This is a genomic window from Desulforamulus ruminis DSM 2154, assembly GCF_000215085.1.
GTDB classification, from domain to species: Bacteria; Bacillota; Desulfotomaculia; order Desulfotomaculales; family Desulfotomaculaceae; genus Desulfotomaculum; species Desulfotomaculum ruminis.
Genome location: NC_015589.1, coordinates 2,859,794 through 2,879,800, shown reverse-complemented (window position 1 = coordinate 2,879,800; position 20,007 = coordinate 2,859,794). Strand labels below are relative to the sequence as shown.

Genomic DNA, 20,007 nt, shown 5'->3' with positions numbered 1-20,007 from the left:
GGGGGAGAAAAAGATAACGCCAAATAAAAAGGACTGAGCCCTGTACAATACAGAATTCAGTCCTCACAAGCTGCTTAATTAAATGTCTAACATTTGGGGTGCAGTTCACTGAGCGGGTGGTCATGATTTTGTACCCTTAAAAGGGTTTACCCAGCGGTAGGGTTATGAATATTTTCGTAGTATAGGGCTGGAAAGCATATGCAATAGAGTAGTGATAAAGGCGGTGGCAAAGGCCAGGGAGAAAGTCGGCAGGGTAAGACCTCTTACAAAGAAATCGGTCAATACCACAAGAAAAGCATTGATGATCAGGGTAAATAAACCTAGGGTAACAAGGTTAATGGGCAATGAAATCAGCAGGAGCAGGGGACGGAGAAACAGGTTTAACAGCCCAAGGAGGAAGCCTGCCCAAAAAACCCCCTCCAGCCCGGAAATAAAAATGGCAGGAAAGAGCAGCGTGGCGATGTAAATGCCAATCATATTGATAAAACATTTTATCATAAAATTTAACATGATGACCTCGGCTCATTATTTAAAGTCAATGGAGATTCGGCTGTCACCAAAGGAGACTGCCATCAGTTGCCACGGGCCTATCTGGCGTAATTCCTGCAGTATATTCATCAGGGACCTCATGATGATACTGGGTAGTTTCTGGCGGGGAAAGGCCCGGGTTCCTAGTTCAACCAAATCGTTTAGGGACCAGAGTAAATCATAAAAGACGAAAAGCGGGACCGGCAGAATAAAGCGAAAAGACCGGTGGCGAACTCCCAGTAGCATGAAATGCGTGCGTCCTTTAGTCCACATAGATTTCCACCTTGGTGGGCCCTTCCTTGGGATCGTCGGCGTCCACGTCAACCAGTTTTCCATCCACTAAGCCCTGGTCAATCAGATGCAGCAGTTCATCAAAGTCAAAGTCAGATAAATCAATCCCCTTTTTCTTCATTTCTTGATGCGCTTCTTCGGGAATGAACTTCATGCCGACCCCGGCAAATTTGGTTGCAATCTTCAGTAGTTTCAATGGAACATTGACATTTACTTTGTTGTGATGACCATTGGTGACACGAATGCGTAAAAAGCGGTTGGTGTTGGTGGAATTTTCAACGCATTGATCCTTTAAGTCTCCCAGTGCATTTAATAATTCCAGACCTTCGGCAGCAGTAAGCTTACCTTCTTGAATCATTTCTAAAATTTTAATTTTTTCATCGCTCATGAAACAGCCTCCCAATCCTTTATCTTTTCATCTTGCGCAGTTGCTGGGTTGCCTGTTCGGGGGTAATTTCCCCTTTTTCTAAGGCCCTTACAATCTCCTGGCGACTTAAGTTTTCCTGCCGGTTTTCTTCTTTATCCACTTGGTATCCCAGTGCCTGGAGAAGCCCGTCAAGGCGGTTGCGCACGGTTGGATAGGAAATTCCCAATTCTTTTTCCACATCTTTTATATTGCCACGGCATTTAAGAAAGGCTTCAAGGAATTGAAGCTGATCATTTGGCAGGCGGCAAAATTTGCATGGAGAGAATTCCCCTTCAATTTTGGTCTGGCAGTGATCGCAAGCCAGCTTGGTGATAGTCAGGCGATGGCTGCAGACGGGGCAGAGGGTTAACATTTTATGGCTAATAACGATCACCTCTCTAATATTTACGTTTATAACATAACATGGTTAAAAACAAATATCAATATAAAAATTAAAATAATTAATTTTTATATGTTATTTAATTAAATAAATTAATATTTTTATAATTTTAATACCGATAAATGGATTTTGCTTGTTTCTCTTTTACTCGTCAAAAGCCCTCCTACGGGTTATTTTACTCTACCATAGGAGGGCTTTTGCTGGGTTTCTGTGACTGTTTTGGGTTAACTTTTTAGGCTTAGAGATGCTTTTCAATAATATCCGAAAATTGTTCCAGGGAACGGGCGCCCACCACCACTTCCAGGATGCGGCCCGAGCTATCGACTATGATGGCCTGGGGTACGCCAAAAATGTGCCGAGCAAAGCTTCCGTCATCCTTCAGTTGAGGGAAGGTGGACCCTTCTTCCTTGAGGATTTCCCGGGCTTGTTTCTCCCGGGATGGATCCAGCAGCACGCCAATGACGGCAACCTTTTTACTTTTATATTTTTTGTTTAATTCCTCCAGCACCGGCAGTTCCCCGATGCAGTACCCGCAGGTAGTGGCCCAGAAGTTAATCATGGTTAGTTTATGTTGAGTAACCATGGAAGAAGCGGTAACGCTGCCCCCTGCCAGGGTGGGCAGAACAAATTCCGGCAGGGTATCCCCCTCATTTAGAGAAATCGGTCCTTTAGGAAGTGTCGGCTGACCGGGCGTTTTAGGTTCCTGGGGAGCGGAACCGCTGCCGCTGTTGGGGGACGCAGGCGCTTCAACGGCGGTGGAGTCTGCGGACACCGGATCCGGTGTGGTGGCGGGGGTTTTCACTTCTCCGGGATTTGCGGTGGGGGTTTCCGGTGCCCCCGGTGTTGCGGCCTTGCCGGGCTCCGTGATGCCAGGGGTGTTTTGTGACGATTCCGGTTGGGAAGGAGCATTATCGCAACCGGACAAACCAATGGAGAATAAGACGGCAAATATTAAAAGGGCAATTTTTTGTCTCAAACCAAGACCTCCTATCCATGAACAACTAATATTTGGTAATAGATTTTCGACATGAATAAAAGCTTTCCTTTATTAATAAATTGTTAAAAATTAGAAACCGGTGGATAGAACGAAAAATCCATAATAAAAGAAAAAATGAGCCAGCTTGATTTATTTTACGATTTCCTTACTTTTAGGGCAATTTTTTAGAAGGAAAGTTAAAACAGAGATAGAAAATAATAAGTTGGTGTTTTTTATCGTATCTTTAGGAGGACATCGTGAGTTTATATACTTTTGACGGACAAGGCTTAAAAAGGATGATTCTGGGTGGGACTCTGCTGCTGGCCCAACATAAGGCGGAGATCGATGCGCTGAATGTGTTTCCTGTTCCTGACGGGGATACGGGGAATAACATGTATTTGACACTGCTTGCGGCAGCCAAAGAAATACAGGATATGGAGTCTGTACATATTGGTGAAATTGCCGAAGCGGCGGCTCAGGCCTGCTTAATGGGAGCGAGAGGAAATTCCGGTGTCATCCTGTCGCAACTGGTCCGTGGTTTTGCCAAGGCCCTGGCAGGAAAGGAACGGGCCAATGCCCTTGAGGTGGTAAGGGCTTTGGAAGAGGGGGCCGACCTGGCCTATCAGGCGGTCATGAACCCCGTTGAAGGCACGATTTTAACGGTTATGCGCAGAAGTGCCAAGGCTGCCAGAAGCGCTATCCAGAAAAACTATGACCTGCTTAGAGTGATGATTATAACCCTTAGGGAAGCAAGGATGGCTCTGCGGGAAACGCCGCAACTGCTGCCTGTGCTTAAGGAAGCCGGGGTGGTGGATGCCGGAGGCAGGGGATATGTCGTCATTTTGGAGGGCATTTTACACGCCTTAAAACAGGCTGAAGATATCGGCTTGTTAAAGAACTTTGCGGCCTATCAGGAAAATAAAATTTCCCAGGGCAGCCGGATGTCAAAAGAAATTGATGCGGAAATACATTATACCTACTGTACCGAATTTTTAGTGAAAGGATCCGCCATTCCCCTGGAGACCCTGCGCCATGAGCTGGTTCCTTATGGAGACTGCCTGATGGTTGTGGGTTCCGGTGAGGTGGCTAAGGTCCATATCCACTCCAATCATCCCGGATTGGTGCTGGAAAGCTGTTTAAATTACGGTTCCCTGGATCAAATAGCCATCCATAACATGAAAGAACAAAACCAACAGTTTAATAATGATCCCGCCCCCGAGAAGGAAATGGGCATCATCAGTGTGGGCAGCGGTGAGGGGATTGTAGATATAATGTATAGTTTAGGAGCGGATGCGGTGGTGGTTGGGGGTCAGACCATGAATCCCAGTACCGAGGAAATCCTCCGGGCCATGCAAGGAGTAGCGGCCCGCAGCATCCTGATCCTGCCGAATAATAAAAATATTGTAATGGCGGCGGAACAGGCGGCCGCTTTAGTGAAGGACCGGGAGGTTAAAGTGATAGCCACCCGCACCATTCCTCAGGGGCTAAGCGCCCTATTATCCTTTAACGCGGAAAGAGATCTTGAGCATAATTACCGGCAGATGACCGAGGCCGCTCAGGCGGTACTGACCGGAGAGGTAACCAGGGCGGTTAGGGAAACGACATCCAGCGGCATAAAGATTCAGCAGGGCGACCTGATCGGCATTGCCGAGGGGGCCATTGTGGCGGTGGGAAATGAACCGGAGCAGGTTATTCAGGAGATGCTGGCTAAAATGCTTACGGAAGAACACTCCCTCGTCACCTTGTATTATGGTGCCGATATAGGAGAACAGGCGGAAAAGATTGTGGAGGGGTTAAGAAAGAGCTTCCCCGAGATTGAATTTGAGCTCCATTATGGGGGACAGCCCTTATACCATTTTATTCTATCTGTCGAGTAACTTGCAAAGCAGGTGAGGAAATGCCGCCAATACGGATTGTAACAGACAGTACGGCCGATTTGCCGGAGGAAATATACCAACAATATGGAATTACCAAGGTTCCCTTAAAAGTGGTATTTGGCCAGGAAATTTTTCGGGATAGCATTGATATGAATATCGAAGAGTTTTACGCCAGAATCGCCCGGGGCGAGATGTCTACAACGTCTCAGCCTGCCCCCGGCGAGTTTGCGGAGGTTTTTCAGAAGTTAACCTCCAACGGTTCTCAGGTGCTTTGTTTAACCTTATCCAGCCAGATGAGCGGGACGTATCAGTCGGCCTGTCTGGCCCAAAATATGGTTGAGGGCGATGTTGAAGTAATCGACACCCGATCGGCTACCTGGGGAATCGGCATGATGGTCATGGCTGCCGCCAGGGCTGCGGCTGAAGGAAAAACCAAGGGTGAAATTAAGGGGCTTTTACATCATTTAATTGCCAAAATGAGGTTTTTCTTTTTGGTTGACTCCTTGGACCATCTGGAGCGCGGGGGCAGAATTGGCAAGGCTCAGGCTTTTCTTGGCACTCTGCTGAATATAAAGCCCCTATTGGGTGTCAAAGATGGAACGGTTCACCCTTATGAGAAGGTAAGGGGTAAACAAAAGGGAATTGAGCGCCTGGTTCAGATTGTGGAGCAGGACACCGGGGGCGCTGAAATTGTATGCACGGTTTTGTCCGGCGGGGACCCTGCCGGACGGGAGGCTCTTTACCAGAAGATCAGCAACCGGCTTCACTGCCGGCAGACTTACCTGGGAGACATTGGCCCGGTCATCGGCAACCATGTGGGAATAGGAGCCTGCGGAATCGTTTACTATACAATATAAATGCAGGAAACAGCCTTTAAACAAGGCTGTTTGTTTTTCCGCTCTAGGATTTTATATCATGGCGAAGCGGGTATTCTTTCGTAAAGGGTGGTTTTCCAGGTGACGGATTTTATCCAGGGAATGATCCGGGCGCCTTTCTGGGCGGCCTTAAGACACCGAAATTTTCGGTTATTTTATTGCGGTCAAATGATTTCCTTAATCGGCTTTTGGATGCAGAATATGGCTTTATCCTGGGTGGTTCTGGAATTAACCAATTCCGCTTTTCTCCTAGGGCTGGTCACTTTTGTTCAGTTTGTACCGAATCTGGCCTTTTCTTTGTTTGCAGGGGTCATTGCCGACCGGGTGCCCAGAAGACCCTTGATTATTATTACACAGATGATGTTTATGCTGCTGGCCGTTATTTTAACCGCATTAAGTTTTACCGGGCTGCTCCAGTACTGGCATATTGTTTTGCTGAGCGCTCTGATGGGATTATTTCAAGCTTTGGATATTCCTGCCCGGCAGTCCTTTTTGGTACAAATGGTGGGCCGGGAGGATTTGACCAATGCCATTGCCCTTAATTCCACGATGTTTAATACGGCCCGGGTGGTGGGACCGGCCCTGGGGGGAATTGTACTGGCTTATCTCAGCGCCACCACCTGTTTCCTGTTGAATGCCGTCAGCTTCCTGTTTGTTATTCTTGGCCTGCTGGCCATGAAAGGGGTTCCCGGGAGTCCGGCGGCGGAAAGGAAAGATATGCTCGGACAAATCAAGGACGGCCTGGTTTACATCTGGAGTACGCCGGAGGTGCGGATCCCCATGGCTTTGCTGGCCTCCCTGAGTATTTCCGCCTTAAATTTTGGCGTCTTGATACCGGTTTTTGCTAAAAATGTGCTGCATCAGGGGCCGGATGGATTTGGCCTGCTGGTTTCTTCCCTGGGATTGGGTTCTCTGGCCGGAGCTTTATGTTTAATTGTTTTTGGCCGCAGAAAGCACCAGGTTAAATTTCTCTGGGGAGGGGCTGCCGGAATCATTGTTTTTCAACTGCTGCTGGGGCAGATGCAGTTGTATTGGCCGTCGGCGCTGCTCCTGGTAGGTTCCGGCTGGAGTATGGTCAGTCTCTCCGCCTCGGTCAACAGCCTGATTCAGATGCAGGTTCCGGATTGTCTGCGGGGAAGGGTGATGGGCGTTTATTCGCTGTCCTTTATCGGCTTGTCCTCCCTGGGAGGAATGTTCGCCGGGGCGGTGGCACGGTGGTTTGGTCCGTCAGCCGCTTTTACCTGCGGCGGGCTGCTGGCCCTGCTGGCGACCATGGTACTGGCCAAAGGCTGGCGTTCCCGCAAGGCAAAAGCCATTTAGAAATAAGAGGATTTTAAGCTTTTTATGGAGAAAGCTATTCTTAGGATGCTTAATGACGGAGAGGAATCTTTAAAATGGATCAAATGAAAGATTTCATGAATCATTTTCAGGAAAAGGATGAACTGGCCAATTACCTGGGCATCAACTTGGTGGAAGTAAGGCCGGGGTATGCCCGGGGGGTTATGCGGGTAAAAAAAGAACTGCTGAACGGTTTGGGCGTAACCCATGGAGGCTCCCTTTTCAGTCTGGCCGATGTGGTTTTTGCCGCGGCCAGCAATTCAACGGGGGTGCCCGCCCTTTCACTAAATGTATATATTTCTTTTTTAAAGGCCTCTGTGGAGGGGGAGGTTTTAACCGCAGTAGCCCTGGAGGAAAATACCACCCGGAAAACCGGTCTCTATCGGATGGAGATCCGGAACGAACAGAACGAGCTTGTAGCAACCGCCCAAGGCCAGGTCTATCGCCTCTCCAACCCGCGCCCATTGACAAAATTATAAACTTTCGATATATTTTAATTAGTTAAAGGGGAGTAGCCGGCTTAACGAGGTCAACAGCACGGTGTTGTACACTACACCTGGCATCGTTATGGGATATTCCAACGGTAAGACCTTTAACACAATGCTCTGGCTTAGAGTCTTGTGTTAAAGGTCTTTAATTTTTGCCGACTAAAACGATATTTAGGAGGTGAAAGGTCATACTAAAGATTAAGAATATTTTAATGAAAAATTAAGGCAGGATTATTAAAATGTATTTAGAATACAAATTTCTAAATAAAGCACATTAAAAAGGAGGGAATGAATCGGCATGAACAATCTTAAGGCCATTACTTTAATGGGTATTTTAAGTGTGATTCTGATTGTTCTGGGCGGCGCCTACGGCGGTCCCCGGGGAGCAACCATTTTTCTGTTCATTTCTTTGGCCATGAATCTATTCAGCTATTTTTATAGTGATAAAATGGCCATCGCTATGACTCGTTCCCAGCCGGTTTCCGAGCAGGAGGCCCCTGAGCTCTATGCCATTATCCGCAATCTGGCCAAACGGGCCAGACTGCCGATGCCTAAGGTGTATATTACCCCATCCCAGCAGCCCAATGCCTTTGCCACCGGACGTAATCCCCAGCATTCCGCAGTGGCTGTTACGGAAGGGCTGCTGCACCTGTGCAACCGGGATGAACTGGAAGGCGTGCTGGCCCACGAACTGGCTCACATTGCCAACCGGGATATTCTGGTCAGTACCATCGCCGCAGCTTTTGCCGGGGCCATTACCTGGATTGCCAACATGATTCAGTGGGGAGCCATCTTTGGCGGTATGAGAGGAGGAGACAATGAAGAAGGCGGCGGGATTGGCGCTCTGGTACTGGCTATCATCGCCCCCATTGCCGCTACCATCGTACAATTGTCCATTTCCCGTTCCAGGGAATATGGAGCCGATGAATTGGGCGCCAGAATTGCCGGAAGCCCGGACGGTTTGGCCAATGCTCTGCTGAAACTAGAACGTGCCGCCCAACAGATTCCCATGCAGGTAAACCCTGCGGCGTCTCACATGTTTATCACCAATCCGTTGTCGGCTCGATCCGTCGGGAGATTGTTCAGCACTCACCCGCCGATTCAAGAACGGGTTCAGCGGTTGCGCCAGTTGAGATTTTAATCAAAACATGGGCACCCCCAGGGGAGCCCATGTTTTCATTTCATGCAAAGAGGAGATGGGCAACGTGATTGTGGGCTTAATGACGGTAGAACTTTTCATTGGGGAGGCCAATACCCTCAAAGACAAAAGAAGGGTTCTCAAAAGTATTATTGATCGAATAAGAAGCCGGTTTAACGTCTCCATTGCGGAAGTAGACCATCAAGACCTCTGGCAGCGGGCAACCCTGGGGGTGGCGGTGGTAAGCAATGAAACAAACCATGTGCACCAGATGATGGATACCGTCATAAGGTCCATTGAATCCAACGGTGGAGCGGAATTGATTCAATATTCGACGGAAATTTTATAAGGAGGAAGCCCATGACCCGGATTGAAGAGCTGGTAAAGGAAATTGAGCAATTGCCCTTAAAGCAGCAGCAGGTCTTATTTAATCTGTTGTCGGACACCTTGGACACCCTGGGGTGGTTTAAATTAAACAACATTGTGTTTTTTGGCGAGGGTGAAGATTAGGGAGGTAGGAAGGAATGTCTAAGGTTTATTTTGCCGATACCAGGGCCAGTGTAAAACAAAACCTGCTGAACAAGCTGCAGGTTTTGTTTGAAAGGTCGGGGATCAAAGAGGTTGTGGCGCCCAAGGATCTGGTGGCCATTAAAGTGCACTTTGGGGAGAGAGGCAATACCGCCTATATTCGTCCGCAGTTTGTGCGGCGAATTGTGGATCGGGTAAAAAACCAGGGCGGCAATCCTTTTTTAACGGACGCCAACACCCTGTATGTGGGCAGCCGGGCCAATGCGGTGGATCACCTGCAGACAGCCATTGAAAATGGCTGGGGTTACTCGGTAGTCAACGCCCCGCTGATCATTGCCGATGGACTGACAGGCAAGGAATACACCAATGTGGAAGTGAACTTGAAGCATTTTAAAGAAGTGAAGATTGGCTCCGGCGTTCTGCACGCGGATGCCTTTATTGCCATCAGCCATTTAAAGGGTCATGAGTTGACCGGGTATGGCGGCGCTCTGAAGAACATCGGCATGGGTTTGGGTTCCCGCAGCGGCAAACAAATGATGCACTCGGACGTCCGCCCCACCATTAATACCGAACAGTGTACCGGCTGCAGTAAATGCCATAAATGGTGTCCCGGCGGGGCCATTTCCGCCGGAGAAAATAAAAAATCCTTCATCTCGGAAGAACACTGTATTGGCTGTGGCGAATGTACGGTTAGCTGTCCCTTCGGCGCCATTGCGGTAAACTTTAAAACGGAACCTGATATTATTCAGGAAAAGATCGCCGAATATACCCTGGGGGTGCTGAAACATTTTCCCGGCAAGGCCGGATTTATCACTTTTGTCAACAATATTTCACCGGAATGCGACTGCTGCGGCTGGAACGACGCCCCGGTGGTCCGGGATATCGGTATTATGGCCTCTCTGGACCCGGTGGCCCTGGATCAGGCCTGTGTTGATTTAATCAATCAGGAACATGGTTTGCCGGGATCCAGACTGGAGGGACAACCCCACGGCTCGGATAAATTCCGCGCCCTCTGGCCCCATGTGGATTGGCGCAAGGGCTTGGAGTACGCTGAGAGCATCGGACTGGGAAGCCGGAAATACGAACTGATAAAAATCTAACCGTTGATCCAAAAGGGCAGCCTTCAATGAGAGGGCTGCCCTTATTATTTTATATTATTTAGGTTCCACTTCATATTTTTCAACAACATATTCCCGGGCCTTGGCCTCGGTGGTGAAGCCGGTTACCCGGTGCGTATCGGTAATGTTTTGCCAGGCCTCCACGACATCCTGGATGGATTGGCCCGAGGGCACAATCTGGCACTGATAGTTAAGATGACCCTTTAAACGGTAGCAAATGATATCAAACATTTTACCACCCTCCTTTGGGAAAATTATACCATAGAGGAAGGGTGCGTGGAGTAACGTAAATTTCCCGTAGGGCTCTAATTTTATAAGGAAATTTAAATACATCAAACCAAAAGTTATAGATTGTTTTTGCGTTATGAAATATTGTAATGATTTATATAAAGGTATTTAATAGTTGGCGTGAAAATAAAGTATTTTAGACAAATTTATTAACCTGGAGGAATGAAGCATGCGTCCGGAAACCATGAAAGTGTTTGATGATCTGCGCAACCTAAATGTTCTTACTGTACAGGATGCCAAGCAAAAAGGAGAGAAGGTGGTTGGCTGCTACTGTACTTATTCTCCCCAGGAGTTGATTTTAGCTGCGGGAGCTCACTCCGTGACCTTGTGCGGCACCCGCCAGGAACCGGTGGCGGCGGCTGAACGGGATCTGCCCAGAAACCTATGTCCGTTGATCAAGTCCAGCTACGGTTTTGCCGTTACCGGCAAATGTCCCTATTTTGAAGCCGCAGATTTGCTGGTGGCGGAGACCACCTGTGACGGCAAGAAAAAGATGTACGAATTGATGAGCAAGATTAAACCCATGCATACCATGAATCTGCCCCAGAGTGTACAGGCTGAAGACGCCCTGGAAGCCTGGACCCGGGAAATGCATCGGTTAAAGAACTGGCTGGAGGAAAAATTCGGGGTAGAGATCACCGAAGAAAAAATTCGTGAATCCATTAAACTGATGAACCGTGAACGGAACGCCCTGCGCCGTCTGCATCGGGTGACCCAGGTCAAGCCCGCCCCCATTACCGGCGTGGACCTGCTGGTATCGGTTTGGACCAAAGGCTTTAATATTAACAAGGAAGACGGGATTAAACTGGTTGAGGAGCTCATTGCAGAAATTGAGGAATTAACCTCCCGGGGCAGCAGCCCCTTTGCAGCGGATGCGCCTAGAATTTTGCTGACCGGCTGTCCCGTTGGCTTTGGCTCTGAGAAGGTGGTTAAATTACTGGAGGAATGCGGCGCTTCGGTGGTGGCCTTTGAAAATTGTTCCGGCTACAAAGCGCTGGACCGGCTGGTGGATGAGGACGAAAGCAAGGATGTGATGGTGGCCCTGGCCGAAAAGTACCTCAATATTCCCTGTTCCTGTATGGCCCCCAATGAAGGCCGGTTGGATTTAATCGGTCGGTTGGCCAGTGAGTATCAGGTGGACGGGGTTGTGGATTTAACCTGGCAAGCCTGCCATACCTATAATGTGGAGGCCTTTTTTATCCGGGATTATGTACAGGGTAAGCTGAACCTGCCTTATCTGCATCTGGAGACCGATTACTCGGAGTCCGACGTAGAGCAAATCAGGGTCCGGGTTCAGGCCTTCCTGGAATTAATTCAGGAGTGATGGCATTGATTACCGCTGGTATTGATGTGGGCTCGGTTTCCACCAAAGTGGTTCTGCTGATGGAGGATGAAATCAGGTATTTGGTGCGCCCCACCGGCTGGAGCCCCAGGGAAGCCGGGCTTAGCACCTATCAGGAACTGCTGGAGAGAGAGGGTTGCCCGGAGGAAGAAGTGAACTGCAAAGTCGGAACCGGTTATGGCCGCATCGCCCTGGGCTTTATCGACAAGGCGGTTACAGAGATTCACTGCCACGCCCGGGGCGCCCACCATTTGCTGGGCCGGGGCGGGTTGGTCATCGACATCGGCGGTCAAGACAGCAAGGCGATTTTGATGAACCATCGGGGCAAGGTGCTGGATTTTGCCATGAATGACAAGTGTGCGGCGGGAACCGGGCGGTTCCTGCAGGTTATGGCCGCCGCCCTGGGGGTGGACGTCAGTGAACTGGGGGAACTGGCCTCGGGAAGAACGCCCCTGGATATTAACAGCATGTGTACGGTTTTTGCCGAATCGGAAGTGATCAGCCTCCTGGCCAAGGGGGCGGATAAGCGGGATATTATTGCCGGGATTCACCGGTCGGTGGCCAGACGGGTTTGGGGGATGGCCAGCCGCTTTGGACCGGCGGAGCAGGTGATTTTTACCGGCGGCGTAGCTAAAAATAAGGACATCAAAGATCAACTGTCCCTGGAAGCCGGCTGCACCGTGGTGGTGCCGGAGATCAGCCAGGTGGCCGGGGCCCTGGGAGCCGCCCTTTACGCTCGGGAACTGGCTGGGCATAAGCAGTGATTCTAAAAAGTCACCTTCTGAAGGTGACTTTTTAATTACAATATTTGTATAGATTTGGATACTTAGGAATGATAATATAGATGGAGATGTGATTCTTGGACTTGAGGTGAAGAAATTGTTGCAAGGTACTTTGATTAGGCACCTGGGAAAACATGTGGGAGAGGAAGTAACCCTTCAGGGCTGGCTTTACAACAAGCGATCTTCGGGTAAAATTCAATTTCTGATTTTAAGGGACGGAACCGGTCTGGTTCAGGGGGTTCTGGCCAAGAATGAAGGGCCTGAACTTTTTGAAAAGGCCAAAGGAATAACGCAAGAATCCTCATTAACGGTAAAGGGAATTGTCCGGGAGGAGCCCCGCTCCGTGGGAGGATACGAGTTAACCATTACCGGACTGGAGATCATTCACCTGGCGGAGGAATACCCCATTACGCACAAAGAACATGGCGTGGATTTTCTGATGGACCGGCGCCACCTGTGGATGCGGACCCCCAGGCAAACGGCCATTTTGCGCATCCGGGCCGAGATTGAACAAGCTGCCCGGGATTTTTTCCACGAGCATGATTTTACTCTGGTGGATAGCCCCATCATTACACCGGCAGCCTGTGAAGGAACCACCACTTTATTTGAACTGGATTATCACGGGGAGAAAGCCTACCTGTCCCAGAGCGGCCAGCTTTATAACGAGGCTTCGGCCCTGGCGGTGGGCCGCATGTATTGCTTTGGCCCCACTTTCCGGGCGGAGAAGTCCAAAACTCGCCGGCACTTGATGGAATTTTGGATGATTGAGGCTGAAGCCGCTTTTTTTGACCACGAAGACAATATGAAACTTCAGGAAGAAATGGTTTATTTCATTGTCCGGCGGGTGCTGGAACGCCGGCGCAAGGATCTGGAGTTTCTGGGCCGGGATATCAGCAAGCTGGAAGCGGTCAAGCTGCCCTTCCCTCGTTTAAGTTATACTGAAGCGGTGGAACTGCTTAAAGGTAAAGGAGAAGAATTTACCTGGGGCGATGACTTTGGCGCCCCTCATGAAACCATCATCTCGGAAAGCTTTGACGCACCGGTTTTCATTCACCGTTTCCCCACGGAGATTAAAGCTTTCTATATGAAACCCGACCCGGAGGACCCCAGGGTGGTACTGGGAGCAGATTTGATTGCGCCGGAGGGTTATGGAGAAATGATTGGCGGCGGCCAGCGCCTGGATGATTTGAAACTGCTGGAGCAGCGCTTAGAGGAGCACAAGCTGCCCAAGGAAGCCTTTGAGTGGTACCTTGATTTGCGGCGCTACGGCAGTGTGCCTCACTCGGGTTTTGGCTTAGGTTTGGAACGGACCGTGGCCTGGATTTGTAAACTGGACCATGTCCGGGAAACCATTCCTTATCCGCGGATGTTGTACCGGGTATATCCTTAGAAAAGAAAAACCGCTCCGGGAGGATTACTCCTGGGGCGGTTCTTTATGCAAGCCCTGACCTTTCAGATATTGATTTCCCCATTGACACATGGCGCTTAACACCGGCTTTAATTTTTCGCCCCAGGGGGTAAGGGAATATTCCACCTTGGGGGGAACCTGGGCATAGACCTTGCGGTTAATGAGCCCGTCCCTTTCCAACTCCCGCAGTTGCTGCGTCAGCATCTTTTGTGTCAGTTTGGGGTGTAGGCGTTTTAGTTCACTATACCGCATGATCCGGTTATTATCTAAATGCCACAGAATCAGCGCCTTCCATTTGCCCCCGATCAGTTCAAGGGTCACTTCCATGGAACAGCGATACTCTTTGTTTTGAAATTGAATCATTGTGCCAACCTCCATTAATTTAAAAAATCATACTTAGTTTCTAAAAGGTATGTATAAAACAAAAAAGTACATACTTTACAGATTCCTATATACTGAATATTATAATAGCACAGATTAATAAGTTTTGCACCGGGGAAATGCCTGGGCATCACGCATGGTTCCTCAAGAAAAAAGACGGGAGTGAAAAAATTGAACCTTCTTTTTAGTCCTTTTCAGTTAGGCGGTAAAGAACTAAAAAACAGAATGGTCTTTCCACCAACCACCACCAGCTTTGCCACCCCAAAAGGCGAAGTGACCCCTAAATTGGTAGATTATTACCGGCAGCGGGCGGCAGGGGGCGTAGGTACCGTGATTATGGAACCGGGGGTGGTAAACCCCAGAGGCAAATTGACCTCTCAATCCATGGAAATTTATACGGAGGAGTCTGTTACTTTCTTAAAGGAGATTACCGGAATTTTTAAAACTAACGGGGCGGCTGCCTTTATTCAATTAGCCCACTCAGGCCCCCGGGGAAGAGCTTCCTTTTTAGGTGAAAGGCCGGTATCCCCCTCGGGAATTCCATTCTTCCAGGATGAGCCGGTGGAGGAACTGACCCGGGAAGGGATTGACCGGGTGGTGAAGGATTTTGTGGCCGCTGCTTTGCGGGCACAGCAGGCCGGATTTGACGGGATTGAACTGCATGGAGCCCACGGCTACCTATTGAGTTCTTTTCTGTCACCCATCATGAACCGGTGTACCGATGAATACGGCGGTTCCAACCGGAACCGGGCCAAGATTATGGTGGATATCATCACCGGCATCCGGGAGCAAGTGGGAAACAAAATTCTAATTGGCGTGCGCTTAAATGGCAAAGAGTATGGGGAGCAGGGTTTGGCCGACAGCGATGCAATAGAATTGGCCCGGATTTTTGAAGCTGCCGGGGCGGACCTGCTGCATGTTTCGGCACTGGAGGTAGAAGTGCCTGCCCTGGTGGGAGTGGCAGCCATACCGGCCACCTCCGCTCCGGGCAGGAATGACCCCCACGGACCCTTTCTGCGTTACGCTCGTCAGGTAAAGAAAGCCGTTCATATTCCGGTCATTGCCGTAGGCAAATTAGACAACCCGGAGGTGGCTGAAAAGGCACTGGCGGAAAAGGACTGCGATCTGGTGGCCTTGGGACGCAGCCTTATTGTGGACCCCAACTGGCCCAATAAAGTGAAGGACGGCAGTACCCCGGATCAATGCCTTTACTGTAATACCTGTTTTAAGGGCATTGCCCAGGGTGGTTTGATCTGTGCGGTAAACCCAGAACTAAAAGCAAAAAAATAAAAGCGTAAGTTTAAGGGAGTGGCGCTTTAAAAAGCGGGCCAGAACAGGCAGATAACACAACGAACAGGCGGTAATAGGAATAGAACAAGGTTGAACGGATAATATGGATTTGCGCGGATTTTAAATTATAAGATTTAAAAAATCCGTGCGAATCCGTGGAAATTCGTAAAACCCGTGTTCTATTCTCTTTTATTTTTATGGGGATTAACAGCTATAAGTTCTGAAGACTTTAGCTTAAATTTTTTCGTAAAAATAATAAAATAAAAAGGAAATTCCAAAAATAAGTTGAATAACTAGTTTTAGAACATATGTTTGCTGGAGGGGTAACCGGTGGAATTAAGGGAAAAATTAAATATTCTATCGGCGGCAGCTAAATATGATGTATCCTGTTCCTCCAGCGGCAGTACCCGGAAGAGCAGCCGAGGGGAACTGGGCAGTGTGGCCCAGAGCGGTATCTGTCATAGCTGGTCCGATGACGGACGGTGTATTTCTTTGCTGAAAATTCTTTTGAGTAATTACTGCATTTACGACTGCGCTTACTGTGTAAACCGGGTCAGCAACGATGTTCCCAGGGCGGCTTTTTCCCCGGAGGAAGTGGTGGACCTGACCGTTGGTTTCTACCGCAGGAATTACATTGAAGGCCTGTTCTTAAGCTCAGCCATCCACCGGAACCCCAACCACACCATGGAGCTTCTGCTGCAAACCGTGAAGAAATTAAGGCTGGAATACAGATTCAACGGATATATCCACCTCAAGGCTATTCCCGGCGCCGATTACCGTTTAATTGCCCAGGCCGGCGCCCTGGTAGATCGCATGAGTGTGAATATTGAACTCCCATCCAGTGAAGGGTTAAAGCTGCTGGCGCCTCAGAAGAAAAAGGAAGCCATTATCAAACCCATGGGCCTGATCGGCTCGCAAATTTTAGAGACCCGGGAAGAAAGGAAGCGCAGCAAAAAGGTTCCATCCTTTGTTCCCGCCGGGCAGAGCACCCAACTCATCGTAGGGGCCACCCCGGATCCGGACCTGCGCATTATTAAACTTTCGGAAAGCTTATACCGGAGTTATCATTTAAAGCGGGTGTACTATTCGGCCTATGTTCCGGTCAATAGCAATCCCCATCTGCCAAGCCTTAGCGGACCGCCCCTGCACCGGGAGCACCGGCTTTACCAGGCGGATTGGCTCTTGCGTTTTTATGGTTTCGGAGCCGATGAACTGCTGAATGAAAGCCATCCCAATTTTGAGCTGCAATTGGACCCGAAGTCGGACTGGGCTCTCCGCAACCTGCATTTATTTCCCGTGGAAATCAACCGGGCCGACCATGCGGTGATTCTGCGCATTCCGGGCGTAGGGGTAAAGTCCGCCTGGAAAATTATTTCCGCCCGGAGATTTCATTCCCTTGATTTTGAAGACCTGAAGAAGATCGGGGTGGTCATGAAAAGAGCCCGCTATTTTATTACCTGCAAGGGAAAATATTATGGAGAGGTTCCCTTTAGGGAAGATACCATTAAAACCCGGCTGATTGCCAAACCGAAAGCGGATGCCCAATGTCAGCAGCTCTCCCTGTTTTCGGACCCATTGCCGGGAGCTGTTGCCGATGCTTCAAATATAACAGGAGAGTTATAAATTGATTGTTTATCTTTATGACGGAAGCTTTGAAGGACTTCTAACCGCCATTTACCAAGCCTATTATCAAAAGCAAAAACCCGATCAGATCCTTCATCAGCAGGAATTTGAACCCAGCTTGTTTTGTCAGCCTTTTTTTATCGAGACCGATCCGGTTAAGTTTCAGAAAGTCTATAAGGCCATTGCAGAAAAGATCTCAACCAATGCTTTAAACAATGTTTTCTATGCTTTTCTTTCCGAAACCCAGGGAGTGGGGACCCTTATTTATCATTACCTCCGCCTGGGCTGGCAAAAAGGAGGAGAGATTGACGGGCACTTGTCCGACCAGCGGGTTATGGAGATCCAGAGGCTGGTTCAAAAGGTTGCCGGCGAGAGGCACCGCATGTTAGGCCTGCTTCGATTTAAGGAATTAAAAGGGGGGCTTTATTATGCCTCCTTTGAACCGGATTATAACATTGTCGCCCTGATGGCCCCTCATTTCACTAAACGCCTGTCTGATCAAAACTGGATCATTCACGATTGGAAGAGAAAACTGGCCGCCCTGTATAACCGGCAAGAATGGCTGGTAACGCCCCTGGATCCTCCCAAGGAAGTACTTCTTGAAGAAAATGAAGGCTTCTTTCAAGACTTGTGGTGTCAATATTTTTCCAGCGTGGCCATTTCAGGCCGGATTAATCCCCGGCTGCAGCGTCAGTACATGCCGGTGCGTTACTGGCGGCACCTGATTGAGAAAGGTCCGGAAAACAAGAAAGCATAAACCAATAAGGTTTTGCCTACGGAGACCTCTATTAGGCTCAAAGACAGAAAAGGTCCGCACTAAGTGCAGACCTTTTATTATTATGATTTTTATTCTTTTGCTTCATCCCGCTCCAAATGAAAATGATTGTGGTGAATTTTAACTTTATGTTTAACCCTGCATACCGGGCAGGATATTACTTCGCCGTCTTTATACCTTACTTCGCCGAGGTGTTTCCCGCAACAAATTACCTCAATGCCAATAAGGGAGCCGTCATTTCGCTGATTAACCCTGTAGCCAGAGCATGTTTTTTGATTTTCCATGTAATCATCCCCCTTTGGGTTACTTTATTATTTCTTCGCCATAACCAGATGAATTCCTGCCTTTCTAGGATGTTGAAATGAGTTTTGGTATAAAGTTAATAAAATATACATTTTTCTGGTAAAAAAAGTAATTTTTGATTTTAAGTATGGGAGAACCATGAACAAAACTTTTAACTTTATTTAATCTAAAAATACTAAAAAGCCTCTTCTAAAAATTATTTATTAATGTTATTGATATACCAACAATAAACTTGCGAGGGAGTGATAAGTCTGAAATAATCAGTTAAAAGTATCAGCAAAGTAAAGTGAACACAGCAAAGCAAGCCATCGGTTGATGACTAAAAAAGATCTGGATTTTGCAAAAATCAAGAAGCAGCGCGAATCCGGTAACCTTGTGTTCTAGCCAAAATAATCGCTTGTTCTACGGTGATTTCGCGGCTTACTGGAAGAACATCTGCCTTTCTATATAACTCAGCATTATACGATTCTTTCTTTTTCAGGATGTTGTAAATAGCGGTAAGAAGCATTCTCGCAATAGCAATAATCGCCTTTTTATGACCACGACGTTGCTTAAGTCTCAAATAGCGGTTGCGGATTTCAGGATGCTTCTCGCTTTTAACTACAGCGGTTGCACATTGTACCAGAAGCGGCTTAATATAACAGCCAGCTCTTGAAATCCTTACTGATTTTTTCTTTCCAGCACTTTCGTTATTCGTAGGTGTAAGCCCTGCCCAAGAGCAAAGATGCTTAGCTGTCGGGAACACGTCCATATTAACACCTATTTCTGAGATCACTGCGATGGCTGAAAAAATGTTCTTAAAGGACGGAACAGTTAAGATCAGGTCAATTTGACCGGTGTAGGGCTCCGAAAGAGAAAGGATAATTTTTTCCAGGTCAGCTTTTCGTGACTCAAGATCTTTGTAGTGCCGCTTAATTACCTTAAGTTTTTCAGCTTGTTCAGGCGTGATAAAACCGTCAATGGCCAGTTCTAATTCAGGAAGTTTCTCCTTCATAGAAGCGTGAACGAGTGGTTCTATGTCGAAATTATTGTCCAAAGGATTCTCCAAAAGCTTGTTAATGATGTTCATAGAACTTTTGCCAAAGGTATCAGAAACAACATTTCCAAGCTGAATATTGGATACGGTTAAAGAATTTTGCAGACGGTTTTTCTCGCTTGACATAAAGTTAGTCAGTTTAAAGCGGTAACGCATAAGGTCACGAAGCTGCCTGATTGCAAGAGGAGGCATAAAGCTTCCGGCTACAAGATCATGCTTGAATAGGTCAGCAATCCATTTAGCGTCTTTTTTGTCAGTCTTCTTACCGCGGATAGCTTTGACGTATTTAGGATGAGCTAGGACGATGTTGCAGGAGTCTTCAAGAACATTAAACACGGGAATCCAGTACTTTCCTGTGGATTCCATGCAAACATCCTTGCAGTCGTTTTTACAAAGCCACTGTGACAGCTCTTGCAGACCTTTTGTGTAAGTAGAAAAGCGATGGCTTTTGTAGGTGGTAACCCCTTTGTTGGTAGTAGCAATACAAGCAACTACGAAGGTTTTGTGGACATCAATACCACAACAGACTTGGTAAACGATCTTTAAAGCCATAGGGGAAACTCCTTTCAAAGAATTGCAGGGATAAACAGCATTGACTGATTGCCTGGCAATAAACGAGTAATGTTTAAACAAAGATAAGTCTGCGTGCTCGAAGACACACTTATTTGTGCTTGGAAAGGCAATCCACACATATATAAATGCGGTCACTCCAGAATGGAGCAACCCACTCACCTCCTCGTGATTTGTAGTTAACTGTTATCCCTAGGAGTTTAGAATAATAAAAAAATCGTTCAAAACCAACGTATTTCATTACGT

At 48.0% G+C, this 20,007-nt stretch carries 23 protein-coding genes; 14 read left to right on the top strand and 9 right to left on the bottom strand.

The window, feature by feature from the left end; genetic code table 11:
• Nucleotides 1-162 precede the first annotated feature (162 nt).
• From DESRU_RS14250 to DESRU_RS14230, 5 genes are all read right to left on the bottom strand, one after another.
• Nucleotides 163-498 carry a phage holin family protein gene (locus tag DESRU_RS14250; protein WP_274376991.1) on the bottom strand — a complete coding sequence of 112 codons (336 nt, stop codon included), beginning with the start codon at nt 496-498 and terminating at the stop codon, nt 163-165.
• Between the two features lie 27 nt (nt 499-525).
• A complete protein-coding gene (locus tag DESRU_RS14245; RefSeq protein ID WP_041275439.1) occupies nt 526-801 on the bottom strand; it encodes a hypothetical protein in 276 nt (91 codons plus the stop codon).
• The gene (locus DESRU_RS14240; RefSeq protein ID WP_013842778.1) at nt 791-1,207 is read right to left on the bottom strand and encodes an SHOCT-like domain-containing protein; all 417 of its coding nucleotides are present in this window, start codon (nt 1,205-1,207) and stop codon (nt 791-793) included. The genes DESRU_RS14245 and DESRU_RS14240 overlap by 11 nt, the downstream gene beginning before the upstream one ends.
• Nucleotides 1,208-1,226: 19 nt before the next feature.
• Nucleotides 1,227-1,598: a DUF2089 domain-containing protein gene (locus DESRU_RS14235; protein ID WP_013842777.1), complete on the bottom strand. Its 372-nt coding sequence runs from the start codon at nt 1,596-1,598 to the stop codon at nt 1,227-1,229.
• Nucleotides 1,599-1,863: 265 nt separating this feature from the next.
• A complete protein-coding gene (locus DESRU_RS14230) occupies nt 1,864-2,601 on the bottom strand; it encodes a TlpA disulfide reductase family protein (protein WP_013842776.1) in 738 nt (245 codons plus the stop codon).
• Between the two features lie 257 nt (nt 2,602-2,858).
• Between DESRU_RS14230 and DESRU_RS14225 the strand changes: the two genes are divergently transcribed.
• From DESRU_RS14225 to DESRU_RS14195, 8 genes are all read left to right on the top strand, one after another.
• The gene (locus DESRU_RS14225) at nt 2,859-4,478 is read left to right on the top strand and encodes a DAK2 domain-containing protein (RefSeq protein WP_013842775.1); all 1,620 of its coding nucleotides are present in this window, start codon (nt 2,859-2,861) and stop codon (nt 4,476-4,478) included.
• A gap of 20 nt (nt 4,479-4,498) precedes the next feature.
• Nucleotides 4,499-5,335 (top strand): DegV family protein, encoded by an 837-nt coding sequence (locus DESRU_RS14220; protein ID WP_013842774.1) that lies wholly within the window; start codon nt 4,499-4,501, stop codon nt 5,333-5,335.
• Nucleotides 5,336-5,434: 99 nt separating this feature from the next.
• A complete protein-coding gene (locus DESRU_RS14215) occupies nt 5,435-6,673 on the top strand; it encodes an MFS transporter (protein ID WP_013842773.1) in 1,239 nt (412 codons plus the stop codon).
• Nucleotides 6,674-6,747: 74 nt separating this feature from the next.
• Entirely contained in the window at nt 6,748-7,170 is a 423-nt protein-coding gene (locus DESRU_RS14210) for a PaaI family thioesterase (RefSeq protein ID WP_013842772.1), read from the top strand.
• Between the two features lie 307 nt (nt 7,171-7,477).
• Nucleotides 7,478-8,320 carry a zinc metalloprotease HtpX gene (locus tag DESRU_RS14205; RefSeq protein ID WP_013842771.1) on the top strand — a complete coding sequence of 281 codons (843 nt, stop codon included), beginning with the start codon at nt 7,478-7,480 and terminating at the stop codon, nt 8,318-8,320.
• 64 nt (nt 8,321-8,384) lie between these two features.
• Entirely contained in the window at nt 8,385-8,666 is a 282-nt protein-coding gene (locus tag DESRU_RS14200; protein ID WP_013842770.1) for a DUF503 domain-containing protein, read from the top strand.
• 11 nt (nt 8,667-8,677) lie between these two features.
• Nucleotides 8,678-8,827, top strand: a complete 150-nt coding sequence (locus tag DESRU_RS20945) for a hypothetical protein (RefSeq protein WP_013842769.1) — start codon at nt 8,678-8,680, stop codon at nt 8,825-8,827.
• Between the two features lie 14 nt (nt 8,828-8,841).
• Nucleotides 8,842-9,945, top strand: a complete 1,104-nt coding sequence (locus DESRU_RS14195; protein WP_013842768.1) for a DUF362 domain-containing protein — start codon at nt 8,842-8,844, stop codon at nt 9,943-9,945.
• 54 nt (nt 9,946-9,999) lie between these two features.
• Here the strand turns inward: DESRU_RS14195 and DESRU_RS14190 are convergent, their stop codons facing one another.
• Nucleotides 10,000-10,194 carry a hypothetical protein gene (locus DESRU_RS14190; RefSeq protein ID WP_013842767.1) on the bottom strand — a complete coding sequence of 65 codons (195 nt, stop codon included), beginning with the start codon at nt 10,192-10,194 and terminating at the stop codon, nt 10,000-10,002.
• Between the two features lie 226 nt (nt 10,195-10,420).
• On the opposite strand from DESRU_RS14190, the gene DESRU_RS14185 reads away from it, so the two are divergent.
• From DESRU_RS14185 to asnS, 3 genes are all read left to right on the top strand, one after another.
• Nucleotides 10,421-11,575, top strand: coding sequence for a double-cubane-cluster-containing anaerobic reductase (locus DESRU_RS14185; RefSeq protein ID WP_013842766.1), 1,155 nt, complete (start codon nt 10,421-10,423; stop codon nt 11,573-11,575).
• Between the two features lie 5 nt (nt 11,576-11,580).
• On the top strand, nt 11,581-12,357 hold the full coding sequence (locus DESRU_RS14180; protein WP_013842765.1) for an acyl-CoA dehydratase activase: 777 nt from the start codon (nt 11,581-11,583) through the stop codon (nt 12,355-12,357).
• 115 nt (nt 12,358-12,472) lie between these two features.
• Nucleotides 12,473-13,765, top strand: coding sequence for an asparagine--tRNA ligase (gene asnS, locus DESRU_RS14175; RefSeq protein WP_013842764.1), 1,293 nt, complete (start codon nt 12,473-12,475; stop codon nt 13,763-13,765).
• Between the two features lie 24 nt (nt 13,766-13,789).
• Here asnS and DESRU_RS14170 read toward each other — a convergent pair whose 3' ends face one another.
• Nucleotides 13,790-14,146, bottom strand: a complete 357-nt coding sequence (locus DESRU_RS14170) for a winged helix-turn-helix transcriptional regulator (RefSeq protein WP_013842763.1) — start codon at nt 14,144-14,146, stop codon at nt 13,790-13,792.
• A gap of 189 nt (nt 14,147-14,335) precedes the next feature.
• On the opposite strand from DESRU_RS14170, the gene DESRU_RS14165 reads away from it, so the two are divergent.
• The 3 genes from DESRU_RS14165 (at nt 14,336) to DESRU_RS14155 (ending at nt 17,834) form a co-directional block, all read left to right on the top strand.
• Nucleotides 14,336-15,454 carry an oxidoreductase gene (locus DESRU_RS14165; RefSeq protein ID WP_013842762.1) on the top strand — a complete coding sequence of 373 codons (1,119 nt, stop codon included), beginning with the start codon at nt 14,336-14,338 and terminating at the stop codon, nt 15,452-15,454.
• Between the two features lie 330 nt (nt 15,455-15,784).
• Nucleotides 15,785-17,077, top strand: a complete 1,293-nt coding sequence (locus DESRU_RS14160; RefSeq protein ID WP_013842761.1) for a putative DNA modification/repair radical SAM protein — start codon at nt 15,785-15,787, stop codon at nt 17,075-17,077.
• A gap of 1 nt (nt 17,078) precedes the next feature.
• Entirely contained in the window at nt 17,079-17,834 is a 756-nt protein-coding gene (locus DESRU_RS14155; protein WP_013842760.1) for a TIGR03915 family putative DNA repair protein, read from the top strand.
• 89 nt (nt 17,835-17,923) lie between these two features.
• On the opposite strand, the gene DESRU_RS14150 is transcribed toward DESRU_RS14155, so the two are convergent.
• Together DESRU_RS14150 and DESRU_RS14145 are read right to left on the bottom strand one after the other, a co-directional pair.
• Nucleotides 17,924-18,136, bottom strand: a complete 213-nt coding sequence (locus DESRU_RS14150; protein WP_013842759.1) for a hypothetical protein — start codon at nt 18,134-18,136, stop codon at nt 17,924-17,926.
• Between the two features lie 365 nt (nt 18,137-18,501).
• Nucleotides 18,502-19,743: an IS110 family RNA-guided transposase gene (locus tag DESRU_RS14145; RefSeq protein ID WP_013841643.1), complete on the bottom strand. Its 1,242-nt coding sequence runs from the start codon at nt 19,741-19,743 to the stop codon at nt 18,502-18,504.
• Nucleotides 19,744-20,007 lie beyond the last annotated feature (264 nt).

What these genes read in the sequence shown, in the direction of transcription:
- DESRU_RS14220 (WP_013842774.1), top strand. Translation starts at nt 4,499, where the DNA reads ATGCCGCCAATACGGATTGTAACAGACAGTACGGCCGATTTGCCGGAG.
- DESRU_RS14150 (WP_013842759.1), bottom strand. Translation starts at nt 18,136, where the DNA reads ATGGAAAATCAAAAAACATGCTCTGGCTACAGGGTTAATCAGCGAAAT.
- DESRU_RS14250 (WP_274376991.1), bottom strand. Translation starts at nt 498, where the DNA reads ATGATAAAATGTTTTATCAATATGATTGGCATTTACATCGCCACGCTG.
- DESRU_RS14245 (WP_041275439.1), bottom strand. Translation starts at nt 801, where the DNA reads ATGTGGACTAAAGGACGCACGCATTTCATGCTACTGGGAGTTCGCCAC.
- DESRU_RS14190 (WP_013842767.1), bottom strand. Translation starts at nt 10,194, where the DNA reads ATGTTTGATATCATTTGCTACCGTTTAAAGGGTCATCTTAACTATCAG.
- DESRU_RS14195 (WP_013842768.1), top strand. Translation starts at nt 8,842, where the DNA reads ATGTCTAAGGTTTATTTTGCCGATACCAGGGCCAGTGTAAAACAAAAC.
- DESRU_RS14240 (WP_013842778.1), bottom strand. Translation starts at nt 1,207, where the DNA reads ATGAGCGATGAAAAAATTAAAATTTTAGAAATGATTCAAGAAGGTAAG.
- DESRU_RS14210 (WP_013842772.1), top strand. Translation starts at nt 6,748, where the DNA reads ATGGATCAAATGAAAGATTTCATGAATCATTTTCAGGAAAAGGATGAA.
- DESRU_RS14235 (WP_013842777.1), bottom strand. Translation starts at nt 1,598, where the DNA reads ATGTTAACCCTCTGCCCCGTCTGCAGCCATCGCCTGACTATCACCAAG.
- DESRU_RS14145 (WP_013841643.1), bottom strand. Translation starts at nt 19,743, where the DNA reads ATGGCTTTAAAGATCGTTTACCAAGTCTGTTGTGGTATTGATGTCCAC.
- DESRU_RS14205 (WP_013842771.1), top strand. Translation starts at nt 7,478, where the DNA reads ATGAACAATCTTAAGGCCATTACTTTAATGGGTATTTTAAGTGTGATT.
- DESRU_RS14185 (WP_013842766.1), top strand. Translation starts at nt 10,421, where the DNA reads ATGCGTCCGGAAACCATGAAAGTGTTTGATGATCTGCGCAACCTAAAT.
- DESRU_RS14170 (WP_013842763.1), bottom strand. Translation starts at nt 14,146, where the DNA reads ATGATTCAATTTCAAAACAAAGAGTATCGCTGTTCCATGGAAGTGACC.
- DESRU_RS20945 (WP_013842769.1), top strand. Translation starts at nt 8,678, where the DNA reads ATGACCCGGATTGAAGAGCTGGTAAAGGAAATTGAGCAATTGCCCTTA.